General features: G+C 68.9%; 14 protein-coding genes. 7 read left to right on the forward strand and 7 right to left on the reverse strand.

Annotated features, from left to right (window positions below; translation table 11 throughout):
* Positions 1–3 precede the first annotated feature (3 nt).
* The 5 genes from ACZ7CD_RS30845 to ACZ7CD_RS30865 all read right to left on the reverse strand — a co-directional run bounded on the left by ACZ7CD_RS30845 (position 4) and on the right by ACZ7CD_RS30865 (position 4,485).
* Positions 4–510, reverse strand: a complete 507-nt coding sequence (locus tag ACZ7CD_RS30845; RefSeq protein ID WP_470380263.1) for a DUF6190 family protein — start codon at positions 508–510, stop codon at positions 4–6.
* A complete protein-coding gene (locus tag ACZ7CD_RS30850; protein WP_360400741.1) occupies positions 500–1,651 on the reverse strand; it encodes an aminotransferase class I/II-fold pyridoxal phosphate-dependent enzyme in 1,152 nt (383 codons plus the stop codon). The genes ACZ7CD_RS30845 and ACZ7CD_RS30850 overlap by 11 nt, the downstream gene beginning before the upstream one ends.
* Positions 1,652–1,944: 293 nt before the next feature.
* Complete coding sequence (locus ACZ7CD_RS30855) at positions 1,945–2,640, reverse strand: DsbA family oxidoreductase (RefSeq protein ID WP_360400744.1); 696 nt, start codon at positions 2,638–2,640, stop codon at positions 1,945–1,947.
* Positions 2,637–3,455 (reverse strand): MBL fold metallo-hydrolase, encoded by an 819-nt coding sequence (locus ACZ7CD_RS30860; RefSeq protein ID WP_360400747.1) that lies wholly within the window; start codon positions 3,453–3,455, stop codon positions 2,637–2,639. The genes ACZ7CD_RS30855 and ACZ7CD_RS30860 overlap by 4 nt, the downstream gene beginning before the upstream one ends.
* A 25-nt stretch (positions 3,456–3,480) precedes the next feature.
* Entirely contained in the window at positions 3,481–4,485 is a 1,005-nt protein-coding gene (locus ACZ7CD_RS30865) for a DMT family transporter (protein ID WP_458434061.1), read from the reverse strand.
* A 110-nt stretch (positions 4,486–4,595) separates the two neighbouring features.
* On the opposite strand from ACZ7CD_RS30865, the gene ACZ7CD_RS30870 reads away from it, so the two are divergent.
* The 6 genes from ACZ7CD_RS30870 (at position 4,596) to ACZ7CD_RS30895 (ending at position 9,805) form a co-directional block, all read left to right on the forward strand.
* Positions 4,596–5,210, forward strand: a complete 615-nt coding sequence (locus ACZ7CD_RS30870; RefSeq protein WP_360400753.1) for a TetR/AcrR family transcriptional regulator — start codon at positions 4,596–4,598, stop codon at positions 5,208–5,210.
* A gap of 216 nt (positions 5,211–5,426) precedes the next feature.
* Complete coding sequence (locus tag ACZ7CD_RS30875) at positions 5,427–5,948, forward strand: YlcI/YnfO family protein (protein ID WP_458434059.1); 522 nt, start codon at positions 5,427–5,429, stop codon at positions 5,946–5,948.
* Between the two features lie 72 nt (positions 5,949–6,020).
* Positions 6,021–6,863, forward strand: a complete 843-nt coding sequence (locus ACZ7CD_RS30880) for a DUF4097 family beta strand repeat-containing protein (RefSeq protein WP_470380264.1) — start codon at positions 6,021–6,023, stop codon at positions 6,861–6,863.
* 12 nt (positions 6,864–6,875) lie between these two features.
* On the forward strand, positions 6,876–7,811 hold the full coding sequence (locus ACZ7CD_RS30885) for an ATP-binding cassette domain-containing protein (protein ID WP_360400762.1): 936 nt from the start codon (positions 6,876–6,878) through the stop codon (positions 7,809–7,811).
* Complete coding sequence (locus ACZ7CD_RS30890; RefSeq protein ID WP_470380265.1) at positions 7,808–8,590, forward strand: ABC transporter permease; 783 nt, start codon at positions 7,808–7,810, stop codon at positions 8,588–8,590. The genes ACZ7CD_RS30885 and ACZ7CD_RS30890 overlap by 4 nt, the downstream gene beginning before the upstream one ends.
* Positions 8,591–8,605: 15 nt before the next feature.
* Positions 8,606–9,805 (forward strand): cytochrome P450, encoded by a 1,200-nt coding sequence (locus ACZ7CD_RS30895; RefSeq protein ID WP_360400773.1) that lies wholly within the window; start codon positions 8,606–8,608, stop codon positions 9,803–9,805.
* A gap of 3 nt (positions 9,806–9,808) precedes the next feature.
* Here the strand turns inward: ACZ7CD_RS30895 and ACZ7CD_RS30900 are convergent, their stop codons facing one another.
* Together ACZ7CD_RS30900 and ACZ7CD_RS30905 are read right to left on the reverse strand one after the other, a co-directional pair.
* On the reverse strand, positions 9,809–10,510 hold the full coding sequence (locus ACZ7CD_RS30900; RefSeq protein WP_360400776.1) for an SDR family NAD(P)-dependent oxidoreductase: 702 nt from the start codon (positions 10,508–10,510) through the stop codon (positions 9,809–9,811).
* A gap of 43 nt (positions 10,511–10,553) precedes the next feature.
* A complete protein-coding gene (locus ACZ7CD_RS30905; RefSeq protein ID WP_470380266.1) occupies positions 10,554–11,540 on the reverse strand; it encodes a fatty acid desaturase family protein in 987 nt (328 codons plus the stop codon).
* 353 nt (positions 11,541–11,893) lie between these two features.
* On the opposite strand from ACZ7CD_RS30905, the gene dnaE reads away from it, so the two are divergent.
* On the forward strand, positions 11,894–15,454 hold the full coding sequence (dnaE, locus tag ACZ7CD_RS30910) for a DNA polymerase III subunit alpha (protein ID WP_470380267.1): 3,561 nt from the start codon (positions 11,894–11,896) through the stop codon (positions 15,452–15,454).
* Positions 15,455–15,467: the final 13 nt, after the last annotated feature.

Genomic DNA, 15,467 nt, shown 5'->3' on the forward strand with positions numbered 1-15,467 from the left:
CGTTCACACCCTCTCCGGAGCAACCCGCAACGCCAGCGACTCTTCGTAGAGCCGTTCCAGCGGTTGCGGGAAGTCCACCGTGGACTCTTCTGCGGTGTTCCACACCGACACCACCGCGGCGGGCAGGTCGGTGCGGGCGGTGAGCCGGCTGCTGGCCGTGTGCACGGTGGCACCGAGCCTGGTCGCCATGGCGAGCAGCAGCCGTTCGTGCCAGGGCAGGTCGGGCGGCCAGGCCCGGTCGAGGGCGAACTTGAGGTCCGTCTCCTCGTAGCCGATGCGGTCGATCCGCATGTCCGTGTGGAGGACGTCCATGAACGGGTAGTACGCGTCCTGCTCCGCTCTGGGGTGGCTCCACACCAGGTTGTCGCAAAACCCCACGTGTTCGAGGCTCATCGAGACCCGGCCCGCCATCCGCTGCGCGAAGAAGCTCTTGCAGCGGAGGCGGATCGTGTCGTCGGTGCTGTGCATGCCCATGAACAGCGAGGCGTCGATCATCGCCTCAGCGCTCATCGGACAGCAGCACCTCCCGCATCTTGCGCGCGGCGCCGGCGAAGTGCTCCGGCTGGCGGGCGAGCGCGATGCGGACGAACCGCTCGCCGCGGGCCGGCTCGTTCCAGTAGAAGAACGTGCCGGGCAGCACGTAGACCTCGTGCTCCAGCATGGAGGCCTGCAGCTCGGTGGCCGTCAGGTTCTCGTCCGCGATGCGGAACCACGCGACGCTGGTGTCCACGACCGGCTGGACGTACTCGAGGATCGTGCCCTCGAGCGCCTCGCGGATGGTGGCCCGGTTCTCGCTGATGACGTCGCGCACCGACGCGAAGTCGTCGGCGATGGAGTCCTCGACGTACTGGGTGAGGACGTTCAGCACGAACGGCGAGACGTTGAGCAGCACCGCCGTGTGGATGTTGTAGACCTCTTCGCGGATGTTCTCGCTGACCGTGATCATCGCGCACTTGGCGTCCTGCACCGGCCAGGTCTTGCCGGTGTCCTCGATCGCCATGTACGTGACGCCCGAGTCCTCCAGCAGCTGGTAGACGTCGAAGCGGTCCATGCCCTGGTCGCACAGCGCGAACGAGGCGAAGCAGAAGTCGATGACGAGCAGCTTGTCGTGGTCGACGCAGAAGCGGACGACCTCCTCGAAACCGCTGCGGCCGTCCTTGAGCAGCGTGAACCCGGTGGGGTTGTTGGGGTCGACCAGGTAGATCGCGTCGGTCTCGACGACCTTCAGGTTCTCGTAGATCGAGCCGACGTCGTGCAGCGCGGTCTCGGCCAGCGGCCGGGTGTCCACCCGCATGCACTTCAGCAGATCGACCAAGTTGTCGAAGCACGGTTCGACCAAAGAGACGGACATGTTGCGCTGCTTCATGTACATCGCCGCGACCATCGTGGAGACGCTGGCCGAGTAGGACAGCCAGGTCTTTCCCATTGCCAGCGCGGTCGGCTGCTTGTGCAGCCGGAAGAAAGCATCGATGAACTTCTGCTCGAAGTGGGCCTGCTGGTCGCGCTCAGCCTCGTACCACAGGTCAGGAAGTCGAGAAACGATCTTGTCCTGACTCGGCGACTGGTACTGGTGGGTGTGCGCGTCAGCGAGGTTGAACTTTGTTCGAAGAGCGAGCAGTTCGTGCTGTGTGAGATCGACGAAATCTTCCACAGCATTGTTGTTACTCACAGTAATTCCCCCGAGGAATTGTTGTGGGTGGTTTCGCGAACTCCCCAGCCGCGATGGGTGCAAAGCTATCCGAACGCTTCGAGAATTTGTGTAACGGAAAGGTAACGCCAATGTTTCTGCAAAGTTGCCTATGGGATTCCTGAGCTGCTTTTTCGGGAACGCCGAAATGGCGCTGCCCCTGAAGGGGCGCGCCATGCCGGTTTCTGGTGTTCTGCTTGTTATTTAGCGGAGGATGGTTAAGTTTTTTCTGTGTCCGTTTTGACTGGGTTCCGCGGTCAGGCCGCCGAACGCTTCAGGATTTCCTCGTAGACGTCGCTGTCGTCGGCCTCCACGACGGGCCAGCCGACGCCGTAACCGCCCTCCCAGCGCACCTGGATGCCGGGGTTGGCGTGGTCGCTGCCGTCGGGCAGGAACAGGTGCGGGCTGCAGTTCACGACGTCCGTGGCCGCGATGGCCGCCTGGTCGCTCAGCGTGCGGCGGGCCCGGCCGTCGTCGAGTGCCTCGACGAGCTCGGCCACGTCGACCGCACCGGTGTCCTGGGCGCAGTCGACGATCACCTTGCGGTTGCTGATGTTGCGCGACTCGGCCCAGAAAGCCTTGCGCAGCCTCAGGTCGAGCTGCTCGGAGGCGTGCAGGCCCTGCAGCTTGGCCGCCTGCACCGCCTCCAGCGCCGGGAGGACGGTCGACGGGTACAGCCAGTCCTGCACCTGCCACAGCTGCCAGCCGGCGGCGGGCTCCTGCGCCGCCATCCGCCCGACCTCGCTGTCCGTGCCCGAGCGCGGGCTGGAGGCGTTGTTCAGCAGCTCCAGCGGGAACGCGCGCAGGTCGAACCGGACGCGGTCCTGCAGGCCGAGCCGTTCGCGGGTGGCGTGCAGGCGGTGGATGCCGATGTGGGCGAAGGAGCACCAGATGTCGGAGAACACGACGATGGTGCCCTGCTCCGGCGTGAGGTCTGCCTTGGTGACGGTCACTGCGCACTCCTCTGGTCTGCTTCGTACTGGGCGAGCACCGACTCGACCTCGACGTCCTCGTCGGGCAGCCACGGGTCCATCGCGGGCACGCCGCGGACGGTCTCGATGAGCCGCTCGACGCGGTCGGTCGCGGTCGGGCCGTGCGAGCTGAGGACCCGGCGCGGCCGCAGCCGGGCGAGGTCGTCGAGGTTGCGGTCCCACTTGGCCTGGTCGACCAGGGCGGTCCACGGGGCGTTGGCGCGCGTGAAGAGCGCCATGCCCTCCAGGTACTCGCTCTCCTTGGCGTCCGTGGCGTCGTCGACCAGGTCCGGGATGATCGTGCCGAAGCTGTCCGCGCTGAAGAACGCTTCCTCCTGGTGCTCGTACACGGCGAGCGTGGAGGGGGAGTCGTAGGACGGCGGGCGCAGCAGCGTGATCTTGCGGTCGCCCAGGTCGAGCGTCCGGCCGGGGTTGACGAGGCGCACCCGGTTCGGCGGCACGTCCCACTCCTCGCCGAGGCGGGCGACGGCGAGGCCGTTGGTGATCAGCATGGCGTTCGGTGCCGCCATGAGGACTTCCTTGAGGTTCCCCGCGTGGTCGCGGTCGTCGTGGGTGAGCACGATCCACCGCAGGTCCACCGGATCGACCAAAGACCACAGCGACTCCAGGAAGTCGCTGCGGTCGATGCCCATGCCGGTGTCGACGAGGACGGGTTCCCGTGCGCGGACCAGGTGCGCGTTGACGGGCAGCAGGCCCGCGCCGGGAATCGGTAAGTACGACGGGAGGGTGAAGATCTCGGGAGCTGCGCGGTAGGGCTTGCGCATGTTCGGCGGCACGGGTGGTCCCCCCAAGTGCGTGGTGTCAGGTGAGTTGGACGAGTGCGGAACCGACGACCAGCAGCGCGAGGCCGGTGACGCGGACCGCGGTGAAGGGCCGGCGCGGCATCTGGAACAGACCGCGGCTGTCGATCAGCGCGGAGGCCAGCTGCTGGCCGGTGACGGTGAGCGCGACCGTGGTGGCGGCGCCGATCTCCGGGATGAGCATGAACGTCGCGGTGACGTAGGCGGCGGCGCACGCGCCACCGAGCCAGCCCCACCACGGCATCGTCTTGAGCGGCGCCAGCTTCGGCGCGGGCGTGCGGTTGAGCGCGCGCATGACGAGCAGCACGATGGTGATGGCGAGCGTGGCCACCACGAAGCTGATCATCGCGACGGTGATCGGCGCCTTGAGGTCGGCGCGCAGCTTGGCGTTCACCGCGCCCTGGATCGGCAGCACGGCACCGGCGACGATGCCGAGCACGATCCAGCCGGCCTGCTTCACGCTCGTGCCGGACGCGGACTTCGTCGCGACGGCGGTGCCACCGCCCGCGGGCGTGGCCGGTGCGGGCGCGGCGCTGGCGGGTGCGGCTGCCTTCTGCGCCTTGAGCTGACCGCGGATGATCACGGTGATGCCGGCCAGGACGGCGAGGGCGCCCACCGCGATGCCGATCGTGAGCGGCTGCCTCGGCACGCCGAACAGCCCGAACAGGTCCAGCGCGAGCGAGGCGAACATCTGGCCGGTGACGAAGAGGCCGACGGCCGCCAGCGCGCCCAGGCGCGGGAACAGCAGGATGCCGCTGGTGATGTAGAGCGGGCTTGCGAGGCCACCGAGCAGGTGCCACGGCTCGACGTCGGGCACGAGGGAGACCGCGCCGATCGTGCCGACCGCGACCGCGAGGATCGCGAGCAGTGCGGTGGCCACGCTGAGCTGCAGCGTCGAGGCGCCGTACGGCGTGCCGACCGCCTTGTTCAGCTGAAGGTTCACCGACGCCTGCACGGCGAGCAGACATCCGACCAGCAGCGCCGCCGCCAAGAGTGCGAAGTACACGGGACTACCCCCGACCTGAATAAGTGGACAGCGTGTCCATATGACCGCGTCAGCCTAAGGGGCAAGTGGACGCGCTGTCCACTTCCTTGCGGTGCGCGTAGGATTCGGCCATGGCCATCAGGGGCGGACAGGGTGAGGCCCTGCTCGCGGTGACGACCGGGCAGCCGGAGGTCAAGGAGCGCGTCGACGCCGCGCGCAACCGTGCGCGCGTGCTCGCGGCCGCGGAACAGGTGTTCGCGGCCAAGGACGCGCGTCAGGTCACGATGGAGGACATCGCCCGCGCCGCCGGTGTCGGCAGGGCGACGCTGTACCGCCGGTACCCGGACCCGGCGTCGATCGCCGCGGCACTGCTGGACGAGCACGAACGGCAACTGCAGGAGCAGTTGCTGCGCGGCGAGCCGCCGCTCGGTCCCGGCGCGACGCCGTCGGACCGGCTGGCGGCGTTCTACGGCGCGATGACCTCGTTGCTGGACCGGCACCTGCACCTCGTGCTGGGCGCGGAGGTCGGGTCCGCCCGGTTCGGCACGGGCGCCTACGGGTTCTGGCGGGTGCACGTGCGGTCGCTGCTGGTCGAGGCCGGCGTCACGGAGCCGAACGGGCTGATCGAGGTGCTGCTGGCCCCGCTGGCGCCGGAGGTCTACCAGGAGCAGCGCCGCCGCGGCGTGAGCAGGGAGCAGATCGCGGAGGGGCTCACGTGGATGAGCCACCGCCTGCTGATGCCCTGAGCCACGCTGAGCCAGCCTGAGCCGCCGGGTGCCACCCGGCTCGGTCGTGCTGCGGTCCGAAGGCCACTTCCGAGTCGCTGTGGCACCGCGTGAGCCATCCTGCTTCACTGCTGTGAGCTGCGACTATCCTTCCTGAGGCCGGATTTTGAGCCACGGTGATGCCAAATTGAGCCAAAGGTGCTTGTGGGTGGTGCCACCGTGTGCCATAGTGGTGCCATGGATCTGACCCCGTATGTGGCTTCCCTCGGCCGCGAGCTCCTCACCGCCGCCGAGATGGGCAGCGGCGAGGACAGCGCGCTGGTCGAGCGGTTGACCGTGTCGATGGAGTCGGCGATCCGGCTGGCGCTGCTCGAAGCGCTCTCCGCCGCCGCCGACGAGATCACCGCGGACCTGGCACCGGACTCGGTGCAGGTGCTGCTGCGGGGCCGTGACCCCCGGTTCGTCGTGACCCGCCGCGCACCGGAGCCGCAGCCGGCCGAGGTCGCGCCGGAGCCCGCCCCGGCACCGGCCGAGGACGCCTCCGGTTACGAGGACGGCGCCACCGTGCGCATCAACGTCCGCCTGCCCGAGCAGCTCAAGGCCGCGATCGACGAGGCAGCGGCGAAGGAGGGCCGGTCGGTCAACGCGTGGCTGGTCCGCGCCGCGACGGCCCAGCTGGCTCCCAAGCGCGACACCGGCACCGACTCCTGGCTGGGCGGCGTCGCCCAGTCACAGCGGTTCACCGGCTGGGTCCGCTAGCTCCCTGCCGCTCTTCACCTCACGTCTCTGACCTGCGGAGACGGTTTTCCGACACCTTCTGAGGGGACAGCCATGCCTTCTTACGACACGCCAGAACCGATTTCGGTGCTGCTCGACATCTACGCGGGCCACGTCGAGGTCAGGGCGAGCGACCGCACGACGACCTCGGTCGAGATCCGGCCGTCCGACCCGCGCGACACCTCCGACGTCGAGGCCGCGCAGAAGACCCGCGTCGACTTCGCCGACGGCACGCTGACCGTCCGCGGCCAGAAGCGCACGTTCGACTTCTCCAAGAAGACCAGGAGCGTCGACGTGGTCATCGAGCTGCCGACCGGTTCGAAGGCCGACCTCGACGTGACCGCGGGCGGCATCCGCACCAGCGGCGTGCTCGGGGAGACCGGCGCCGACATGTCCGCGGGCCACGTCCACGTCGACCGCACCGGCAAGCTGAAGGTCGACACCGGTGCCGGTCAGGTCACCGTCGGCGCCGTGAACGGCGACGCCGACGTGAAGTCCGGCAGCGGCAGCATCCGCGTCGGTGCCGTCACCGGCTCGCTGACGGTGAAGAACTCCAACGGCAACACCGAGATCGGCACGGTCGGCGGCGAGCTGCGGGCCCGCGCCGCCAACGGCGACATCACCGCCGAACGGGTCGGCGCGCTGCTGGACGCCAAGACCGCCATGGGGTCCGTCACCGTCGGCGAGGTCGTCCGCGACACCGCCACGCTCAGCACCGCGATGGGCAGCATCGAGCTCGGCATCGCCAGGGGCACCGCCGCGTGGCTCGACGTCAAGACCGGGTTCGGCCGCGTCACCAACACCCTCGACGGCAGCGACGGCCCCGGCGACTCCACCCAGACCGTCGAGGTCCACGCCAGCACGTCGTTCGGCGACATCACGATCCGCCGGGCCTGAGGAGCAACCCCGATGAACGCGATCAAGGCAACCGGCCTGCGCCGCTCGTACGGCGACACCGAGGTGCTCAAGGGCGTCGACCTGACCGTGCCGCGCGGCACCGTCTTCTCGTTGCTCGGCGCGAACGGCGCGGGCAAGACCACCACGGTCAAGATCCTCTCCACGCTGATCCGCGCCGACGGCGGCAGTGCTTCCGTTGCGGGACACGACGTTGCCGCCGACCCGGACGCCGTGCGCGCCGCCATCGGCGTCACCGGCCAGTTCTCCGCCGTCGACAACCTGATGACGGGCAGGGAGAACCTGAAGCTGATGGCCGACCTGCACCACCTCGGCAAGACCGAGGGCAGGCGCAGGGCCGACCGGCTGCTGGAGCAGTTCGACCTCGTCGACGCGGCGGACCGGTCGGCGTCGACCTACTCCGGCGGCATGCGGCGCCGGCTCGACCTCGCGATGACGCTCGTGGGCTCACCGCAGGTGATCTTCCTGGACGAGCCGACCACCGGGCTCGACCCCCGCAGCCGCCGCGCCATGTGGCAGGTCGTGCGGGAGCTGGTCGCCTCCGGCGTCACGATCTTCCTGACCACCCAGTACCTGGAGGAGGCCGACGAGCTCGCCGACCGGATCGCGGTGCTCGACAACGGCCGGGTCGTCGCCGAGGGCACCGCCGACGAGCTCAAGCGGCGCATCCCCGGTGGTCACGTCCTGCTGCAGTTCACCGACCCGCGCCACCTGGAGTCCGCCCTGCGGGTCGTCCGCACCGCCACCCGCGACGGCGACGCGCTCGCGGTGCGCGTGCCGAACGACGGCAGCGTGAGCTCGCTCAAGGCGCTGCTCGACCGGCTCGACCACAACGCCGTCCCGGTCGGCTCGCTGAGCACGCACACCCCCGACCTCGACGACGTCTTCCTCGCCCTCACCGGCAATCCCGAAAAGGTGGCCCAGCCATGAGCTACGTGCTGACCGACTCGGCGACGATGGTCCGCCGCAACCTGCGGCGGATGGTCCGCTACCCGTCGATGACGTTCCAGCTGCTGCTGATGCCGGTCGTCTTCCTGCTGCTGTTCGTCTACGTCTTCGGCGGCACGCTCGGCGCCGGCCTCGGCGGGCCGTCCGGTGGCCGCGCCGAGTACCTGAGCTACGTCACCCCGACGATCGTCCTGATGGCGATCACCGCGGCGGTGCAGGGCACGTCGATCTCCATCGCGATGGACATGACCGAGGGCATCGTCGACCGGTTCCGCACCATGCGGATCGCACGGGTGTCCGTCCTCACCGGACACGTCGTCGGCAGCCTCGTGCAGACCATGCTCGCCATGGCGTTCGTCTTCGGCGTCGCCGTGGCCATCGGGTTCCGGCCGCAGGCGGGCCCGGTCGAGTGGCTGGCCGTCATCGGCCTGCTGGTGGGCATGTCGTTCGCGCTCATCTGGCTCTCCGCCGCGCTGGGCCTCGCCAGCAGGTCCGTCGAGTCGTCGAGCAACATCGGCCTGCCGCTGATCCTGCTGCCGTTCTTCGGCAACGGGTTCGTGCCCACCGACTCGATGCCGGCGGTGCTGCGCTGGTTCGCCGAGTACCAGCCGTTCACCCCGTTCATCGACGCGCTGCGCGGCCTGCTCACGGGCACGCCGATCGGCCACAGCGGCTGGATCGCGCTGGGCTGGTGCGTCGTCATCGGGTTCGGCGGCTACCTGTGGTCCAAGAAGCTGTTCAACCGCGAGTCCACCCGCTGAGAAGGAGACTGAACCATGTTGCAAGGCTTACCGATGGACCGCGACGCCGGCCCGTTCGTCCCGCCCAGCGCCATCACCGCCGTGCGGTCGGAGCGCCCGGTCAGTCCGATGCTCTTCCCCGACGGCCACGAGGGGTGGCTGGTCACCGGCTACGAGGCCGTCCGGCAGGCGCTGGCGGACACCCGGTTCAGCTCCCGGCAGGACCTCGGGGTCCTGCACGTGCCGTACCCGACGCCGGGCTGGCCGGAGCAGACCGAGCCGTCCCCGCAGGAGCCCGGCCTGTTCCTGAGCATGGACCCGCCGGACCACACCCGGCTGCGGCGCAAGCTCACCGGCGCGTTCACCGTCCGGCGGATGAAGGCGCTCGAAGAGGGCATCATCGCGATCACCGAACGGCAGCTCGACGCGCTGGCACAGCTCACCCCGCCGGTCGACCTGGTCGCCGAGTTCGCGCTTCCGGTGCCGTCGCTGGTGATCTGCGAGCTGCTCGGCGTCCCGTACGCCGACCGGGAGACCTTCCAGGTGAACTCCTCCAGGATGATGGAGCGGGACATCACCCTGGAGGACAAGATGGCCGCCTACACGGCCATCGCCACCTACCTGGCCGGCCTCGTCACCGCCAAGCGCGCCGACCCCGCCGACGACCTGCTGTCCGACCTCGCCCGCGACGAGGACCTGAGCGTCCCGGAACTGGTCGGCATGTCCTTCCTGCTGCTGCTCGCCGGGCACGAGACGACGGCGAACATGCTGGCGCTGGGCACGTTCGCGCTGCTGGAGCACCCCGACCAGCTCGCGGCGCTGCGGGCGGACCCCGAGCTGGTCCCCGGCGCCGTCGAGGAGCTGCTGCGCTACCTCGCGGTCGCCGACGTGTTCTTCCGCTACGCAGCGGAGGACGTCGAGTTCTTCGGCGAGACGATCCCGCGGGGGTCGACGGTCGTCCTGTCACTGCTGGCGGGCAACCACGACCCCGCGAGGTTCACCGGCGCCGACGAGCTGGACGTGCACCGCAACGCACGCGGCCACCTGGCGTTCGGGCACGGCATCCACCAGTGCCTCGGCCAGCAGCTGGCCCGCATCGAGATGCGCGCCGGCTTCGAGGGGTTGCTGCGCCGGTTCCCGACGCTGCGGCTGGCCGTGCCCGCTGACGAGGTGAGGCTCAGGACCGACATGAACATCTACGGCGTGCACGCCCTGCCGGTCACCTGGGGGCAGTAGCGGTCAGGCGGTGAACCCGCCGTCGGCGTTGACGGAGGCACCGGTGACGTACGCACCGGCGTCCCCCGCGAGCGCCACCACCACCTCGGCGATCTCCGCAGCCTGCCCGTAGCGCCCCAGCGCGGTCAGCCCGCGGATCGTCTCCGCCATCGGCCCGTCCGCCGGGTTCATGTCCGTGTCGGTCGGACCGGGGTTCACGATGTTCGCGGTGATGCCCCGCGGTCCCAGTTCGCGGGCCAAGCCCTTCGTCATCCCGATGAGCGCCGTCTTGCTCGCCGAGTACAACGCGAAACCGGGGAACGGCGCGTACACCGCGACGTTGCTGCCGATGCTGATGATCCGGCCGCCGTCGCGCATGTGCCGTGCCGCCGCCCGTGCCGCGAGGTAGGGCGCACGGACGTTCACGGCCATGGTGTGGTCGAACTCGGCACGGCCGATCTCGTCCAGCGGCCCCACCTGGAACGTGCCCGCGTTGTTCACCAGCACGTCGAGCCGGCCGAACTCCGCCGCGGCCGAGTCGACCGCCGCGACCACCGCGTCCGGGTCGGCGCTGTCCGCCCTGATCGCGAACCCGTTGTCCGGCTTGGTGTTCTGGTACGTCACCGCCACCCGCGCACCCAGCGCGGCGAGCCTGGCGGCGACTGCGGCCCCGATCCCGCGGCTGCCACCGGTGACCAGTGCTGCTTTGCCTTCAAGTGATCCCATGGGGCAAAGCCTGGTCGAACGGCAGCCGCGGGTCTGGCGGGAATCAGACCGCGGGTTTGACCCGCAGCGGTGCGGCCGCCTCGTGCAGGTGCTCCAGCACGTACCCGTACGAGCGGAACAGCCCGCACTGGGCGTAGGAGATGCCGTGCTGCTCGCAGAACTCCCGCACGATCACCTGGGCGTGCCGCAGCGCAGGCCGGGGCATGCTGGGGAACAGGTGGTGCTCGATCTGGTAGTTCAGCCCGCCGAGCAGGAGGTCGACGAACCAGCCGCCGGTGATGTTGCGGGAGGTCAGCACCTGCTTGCGCAGGAAGTCGAGCGAGTGCCCGGCCGAGAGCACCGGCATGCCCTTGTGGTTGGGGGCGAACGAACATCCCATGTAGAGCCCCCACACCCCCTGGTGCACCAGCACGAACGCGATGGCGTACACGGGGGACAGCACCCAGAAGACGACGCCGAGGTACACGACGACGTTCGCGATCATCACGTACCGCTCCCGGCCGGAGTACCTGATCGAGTGCCAGTGCAGCGCAAAGCCTTCGAGCAGCAGCAGCGGGAAGAACAGGAAGGCCTGGCGGGCGGCGATCCAGCGCAGCGGCCCGCGCTTGGCCGCGCTCTGCCGCTGGGTGAACGCCAGCACCGAGATGTCGACGTCCGGGTCCTCGTCCTCGTGGTTGGGGTTGGCGTGGTGGCGGCTGTGCTTGCCCACCCACCAGTCGTAGCTGACGCCCACCAGTCCACTGTGGAAGTAGCCGGTGACCTCGTTCCAGTGCCGGGACGCGAAGATCTGCTTGTGGCCGGCGTCGTGGCCGATGAACGCCAGCTGCGTGGTCATGACCGCCAGCGCGACCGCCACCGCGAGCTGCCACCAGCTGTCGCCCAGCACCGCGAACACCACCCACAGCGAGGCGTACACCAGCAGGTTCGCGCCGATGCGGACGTAGTAAGAGCCGCGCCGTCGCCGCAGCAGGCCGGCCTGCTTGATCAACGCGGACAGCTGGGCGAAGTCGCTCGCCTGCCGAAGCACCATTCGTGCAGTTTGACGTGCTTCGGCGGCAAGTCAACGCACAACCGGTGACGGATGCGCAAAGGCCGCCCGCACCGCGCACCGGCGAGTTCGAGCTCGCCCACCACGGCTGGATGTCACCCGGTGTGATGATGTGCACACGCCTGAGCAGCCACTGCGGCGTCCCGCCCGCCGACCCGCGGGCCGGCCTCCGCGAGCCCACCGCACGGCGCGTCGCGCGACCCGTCCGGGTAGGTTCGGGGGCATCATCGACGCTGTGCGGTCGGGCGGCCGCGGCGGACCGGGCTTGGCTAGTGTGTGCGTCTGGTCCGTGCCGGGTCCGGCACAGTCGACCACGATGCTGGGAGGTCTCCGCCTTGTCTGGGCAGTCGTTCGTCCACCTGCACGTGCACACCGAGTACTCGATGCTCGACGGTGCGGCCAAGGTGGCCCCGCTGTTCGAGGAAGCCGAGCGGCTGGGCATGTCCGCGGTGGGCATGAGCGACCACGGCAACATGTACGGGGCCGACGAGTTCTACCAGACGGCGACGAAGACCGGCATCAAGCCGATCATCGGCATCGAGGCCTACCTCGCACCGCACAACCGGCTGCACAACAAGCCCGTGTTCTGGGGCGACCCGTCCCAGCGCGGTGACGACATCTCCGGTGCGGGCGCCTACACCCACATGACGATGTGGGCGAAGAACGCCACCGGCCTGCGCAACCTGTTCCGGCTGCACACCGAGGCCAGCAAGACCGGCTACTACTACAAGCCGCGCATGGACCGCGGCCTGGTCGCCGAGCACTCCGAGGGCATCATCGCCACGACCGGGTGCCCGTCCGGCGAGGTGCAGACCCGGCTGCGGCTCGGCCAGGTCGAGGAGGCCTACCAGGCCGCAGGCGACTACCAGGACATCTTCGGCAAGGAGAACTTCTTCCTGGAGCTGATGGACCACGGTCTCAGCATCGAGACGCGGGTCCGCGAGGACCTGCTCGCGATCAGCAAGAAGCTCGGCATCCCGCCGCTGGCGACGAACGACAGCCACTACGTCACCAAGGAGCAGGCGGACACGCACTCCGCGTTGCTCTGCGTGCAGTCCGGCAAGATGCTGACCGACCCGAACCGGTTCAAGTTCGACGGTGACGGTTACTACCTGAAGTCGGCCGCCGAGATGCGCGAGGTCTTCAAGGACCTGCCGGAGGCGTGCGACAACACGCTGCTCGTGGCCGAGATGATCGAGTCGTACGAGGACGTGTGGACCCCGCGCGACCGCATCCCGAACTTCGAGGTCCCCGAGGGCGAGGACCAGGCGTCCTGGTTCCGCAAGGAGATCCAGCGCGGCCTGGAGTGGCGGTTCAAGGGGCAGCCGGTCCCCGAGGAGTACATCAAGCGCTGCGACTACGAGGCCCAGGTCATCATCGACAAGGGCTTCCCGGCGTACTTCCTCATCGTCGCCGACCTGATCAGCTACGCCCGCAGCGTCGGCATCCGGGTGGGTCCCGGCCGTGGCTCCGCCGCGGGTGCCGCCGTGTCGTGGGCGATGGGCATCACGAACATCGACCCGATCCCGCACGGTCTGCTGTTCGAGCGGTTCCTGAACCCCGAGCGCACCGCCATGCCCGACATCGACATCGACTTCGACGACCGCCGGCGCGGCGAGATGATCCGCTACGCGAGCGAGAAGTACGGCGCGGACAAGGTGGCGCAGGTCATCACGTTCGGCACCATCAAAACCAAAGCCGCGCTGAAGGACTCGGCGCGCGTGCACCACGGCCAGCCGGGCTTCGCGATCGCCGACAAGATCTCCAAGGCGCTGCCGCCGCCGATCATGGCGAAGGACATCCCGCTCAAGGGCATCGTCGACAAGAGCCACCCGCGCTACGGCGAGGCGGCCGAGGTGCGGTCGCTGCTCGAGACCGACGTGCAGGTGAAGGAGATCTTCGACACCGCGCTCGGCCTCGAGGGCCTGATCCGCAACGCCGGTGTGCACGCGTGCGCGGTCATCATGTCGAAGGACCCGCTCACCGAGTCCATCCCGCTCTGGTACCGCCCCGACGGCTCGTTCATCACCGGCTGGGACTACCCGTCGTGCGAGAACATCGGCCTGCTCAAGATGGACTTCCTCGGTCTGCGCAACCTCACCGTGATGGGTGACGCGATCGACAACATCAAGGCCAACCGCGGTGAGGCCGCCGTCCCGGACTTCGACAACCTGTCGCTGGACGACCCGGAGACCTACGCGCTGCTCGGCCGCGGTGACACGCTCGGCGTGTTCCAGCTCGACGGTGGCCCCATGCGCGACCTGCTGCGGCGCATGCAGCCGACGACGTTCGAGGACATCGTCGCCGTCGGCGCGCTGTACCGGCCCGGCCCGATGGGCGTGAACGCCCACAACGACTACGCCGACCGCAAGAACGGCCGCCAGGACGTCAAGCCGATCCACCCGCAGCTCGAGGAACCGCTCAAGGAGATCCTCGGCGAGACGCACGGCCTGATCGTCTACCAAGAGCAGATCATGTTCATCGCCCAGGAGGTCGCCGGCTACTCCATGGGCCGCGCGGACGTGCTCCGCAAGGCGATGGGCAAGAAGAAGGCCGAAGTCCTCGCGAAGGAGTTCGAGGGCTTCCAGGCGGGCATGCGGGCCGACCCGCGCGGCTTCTCCGACGAGGCCATCCAGGCGCTCTGGGACACGATCCTCCCGTTCGCGGGCTACGCGTTCAACAAGTCGCACGCCGCCGCGTACGGCCTGATCTCCTACTGGACCGCCTACCTGAAGGCGAACTTCCAGGCCGAGTACATGGCCGCCCTGCTCACCTCGGTCGGCGACAACAAGGACAAGTCGGCGGTCTACCTCGCCGAGTGCCGCCGCCTGGGCATCAAGGTCCTCCCGCCGGACGTCAACGAGTCGGCGCTGCGGTTCAGCGCGGTCGGCACCGACATCCGCTTCGGCCTCGGCGCGATCCGCAACGTCGGCGCGAACGTCGTCGAGTCGATCATCAAGACCCGTGCCGAGAAGGGCGCCTACACGTCGTTCACGGACTTCATGGACAAGTCCGAGCTCGTGGTCTGCAACAAGCGCGTCATCGAGTCGCTGACGAAGGCCGGCGCGTTCGACTCGTTCGGCCACCCCCGCCTGGGCATCTTCCAGGTCCACGAGGACGCGGTCGACGGCGTGGTGCCGATCAAGCGCAAGGAGGCGGAGGGCCAGTTCGACCTCTTCGGCTCCGACAGCGCCGACGAGCCGGACGACAGCACCTCACCGCTCGCGCACCTCAAGATCGGTGCGGACGAGTACCCGCGCAAGCAGATGCTCAGCTACGAGAAGGAGATGCTGGGCCTCTACGTCTCCTCGCACCCGCTCGACGGCGCCGAGCGCATCCTGCGCAAGCACGCCCCGCGGCCCATCGCCGTGATCCTGGACGACCCGCCCAAGGACGGCGAGCTGATCGTCTCCGGCATGATCTCCTCGATCGAGCGCCGGGTGAACAAGAACGGCCAGCCCTGGGCCATCACCGTGATCGAGGACCTGGACGCCTCGATCGAGGTGCTGTTCTTCCCGAAGTCCTACGAGGTGCTGAAGGACGACCTGGAGCTCGACTCCGCCGTCTGCGTCAAGGGCCGCGTCAACTGGCGCGAGGACAAGATGGCGATCTTCGGCGACGGCGTCATCCCGCTCGACATCAGCGACGCCGAGCTGAACCCCGACGCCGACCCGCCGATCGTGCTGGGCCTGCAGGCGAAGAACCTCACGCCGGAGATCGTCGAGGAGCTGAAGCTGACCCTCAAGTCGCACGAGGGCCACGTCGCCGTGCACCTGGAGGTCCAGCGCCGCGACAAGACGAAGGAGCTGCTGGTCGTGGACAACTACCGCGTCCAGCCGACCCCGTCGTTCTTCGGCGACCTCAAGACGATCCGCGGTGTGACCGTCCAGAGGTGAATTCGGTTCGACG

The organism is Lentzea sp. NPDC036949, assembly GCF_055608075.1.

Excerpts from the sequence above, each read along its gene's own strand:
- ACZ7CD_RS30845 (WP_470380263.1), bottom strand. The coding sequence starts at position 510 with ATGAGCGCTGAGGCGATGATCGACGCCTCGCTGTTCATGGGCATGCAC.
- ACZ7CD_RS30870 (WP_360400753.1), top strand. The coding sequence starts at position 4,596 with ATGGCCATCAGGGGCGGACAGGGTGAGGCCCTGCTCGCGGTGACGACC.
- ACZ7CD_RS30875 (WP_458434059.1), top strand. The coding sequence starts at position 5,427 with ATGGATCTGACCCCGTATGTGGCTTCCCTCGGCCGCGAGCTCCTCACC.
- ACZ7CD_RS30880 (WP_470380264.1), top strand. The coding sequence starts at position 6,021 with ATGCCTTCTTACGACACGCCAGAACCGATTTCGGTGCTGCTCGACATC.
- ACZ7CD_RS30885 (WP_360400762.1), top strand. The coding sequence starts at position 6,876 with ATGAACGCGATCAAGGCAACCGGCCTGCGCCGCTCGTACGGCGACACC.
- ACZ7CD_RS30890 (WP_470380265.1), top strand. The coding sequence starts at position 7,808 with ATGAGCTACGTGCTGACCGACTCGGCGACGATGGTCCGCCGCAACCTG.
- ACZ7CD_RS30895 (WP_360400773.1), top strand. The coding sequence starts at position 8,606 with ATGTTGCAAGGCTTACCGATGGACCGCGACGCCGGCCCGTTCGTCCCG.
- ACZ7CD_RS30900 (WP_360400776.1), bottom strand. The coding sequence starts at position 10,510 with ATGGGATCACTTGAAGGCAAAGCAGCACTGGTCACCGGTGGCAGCCGC.
- ACZ7CD_RS30905 (WP_470380266.1), bottom strand. The coding sequence starts at position 11,540 with ATGGTGCTTCGGCAGGCGAGCGACTTCGCCCAGCTGTCCGCGTTGATC.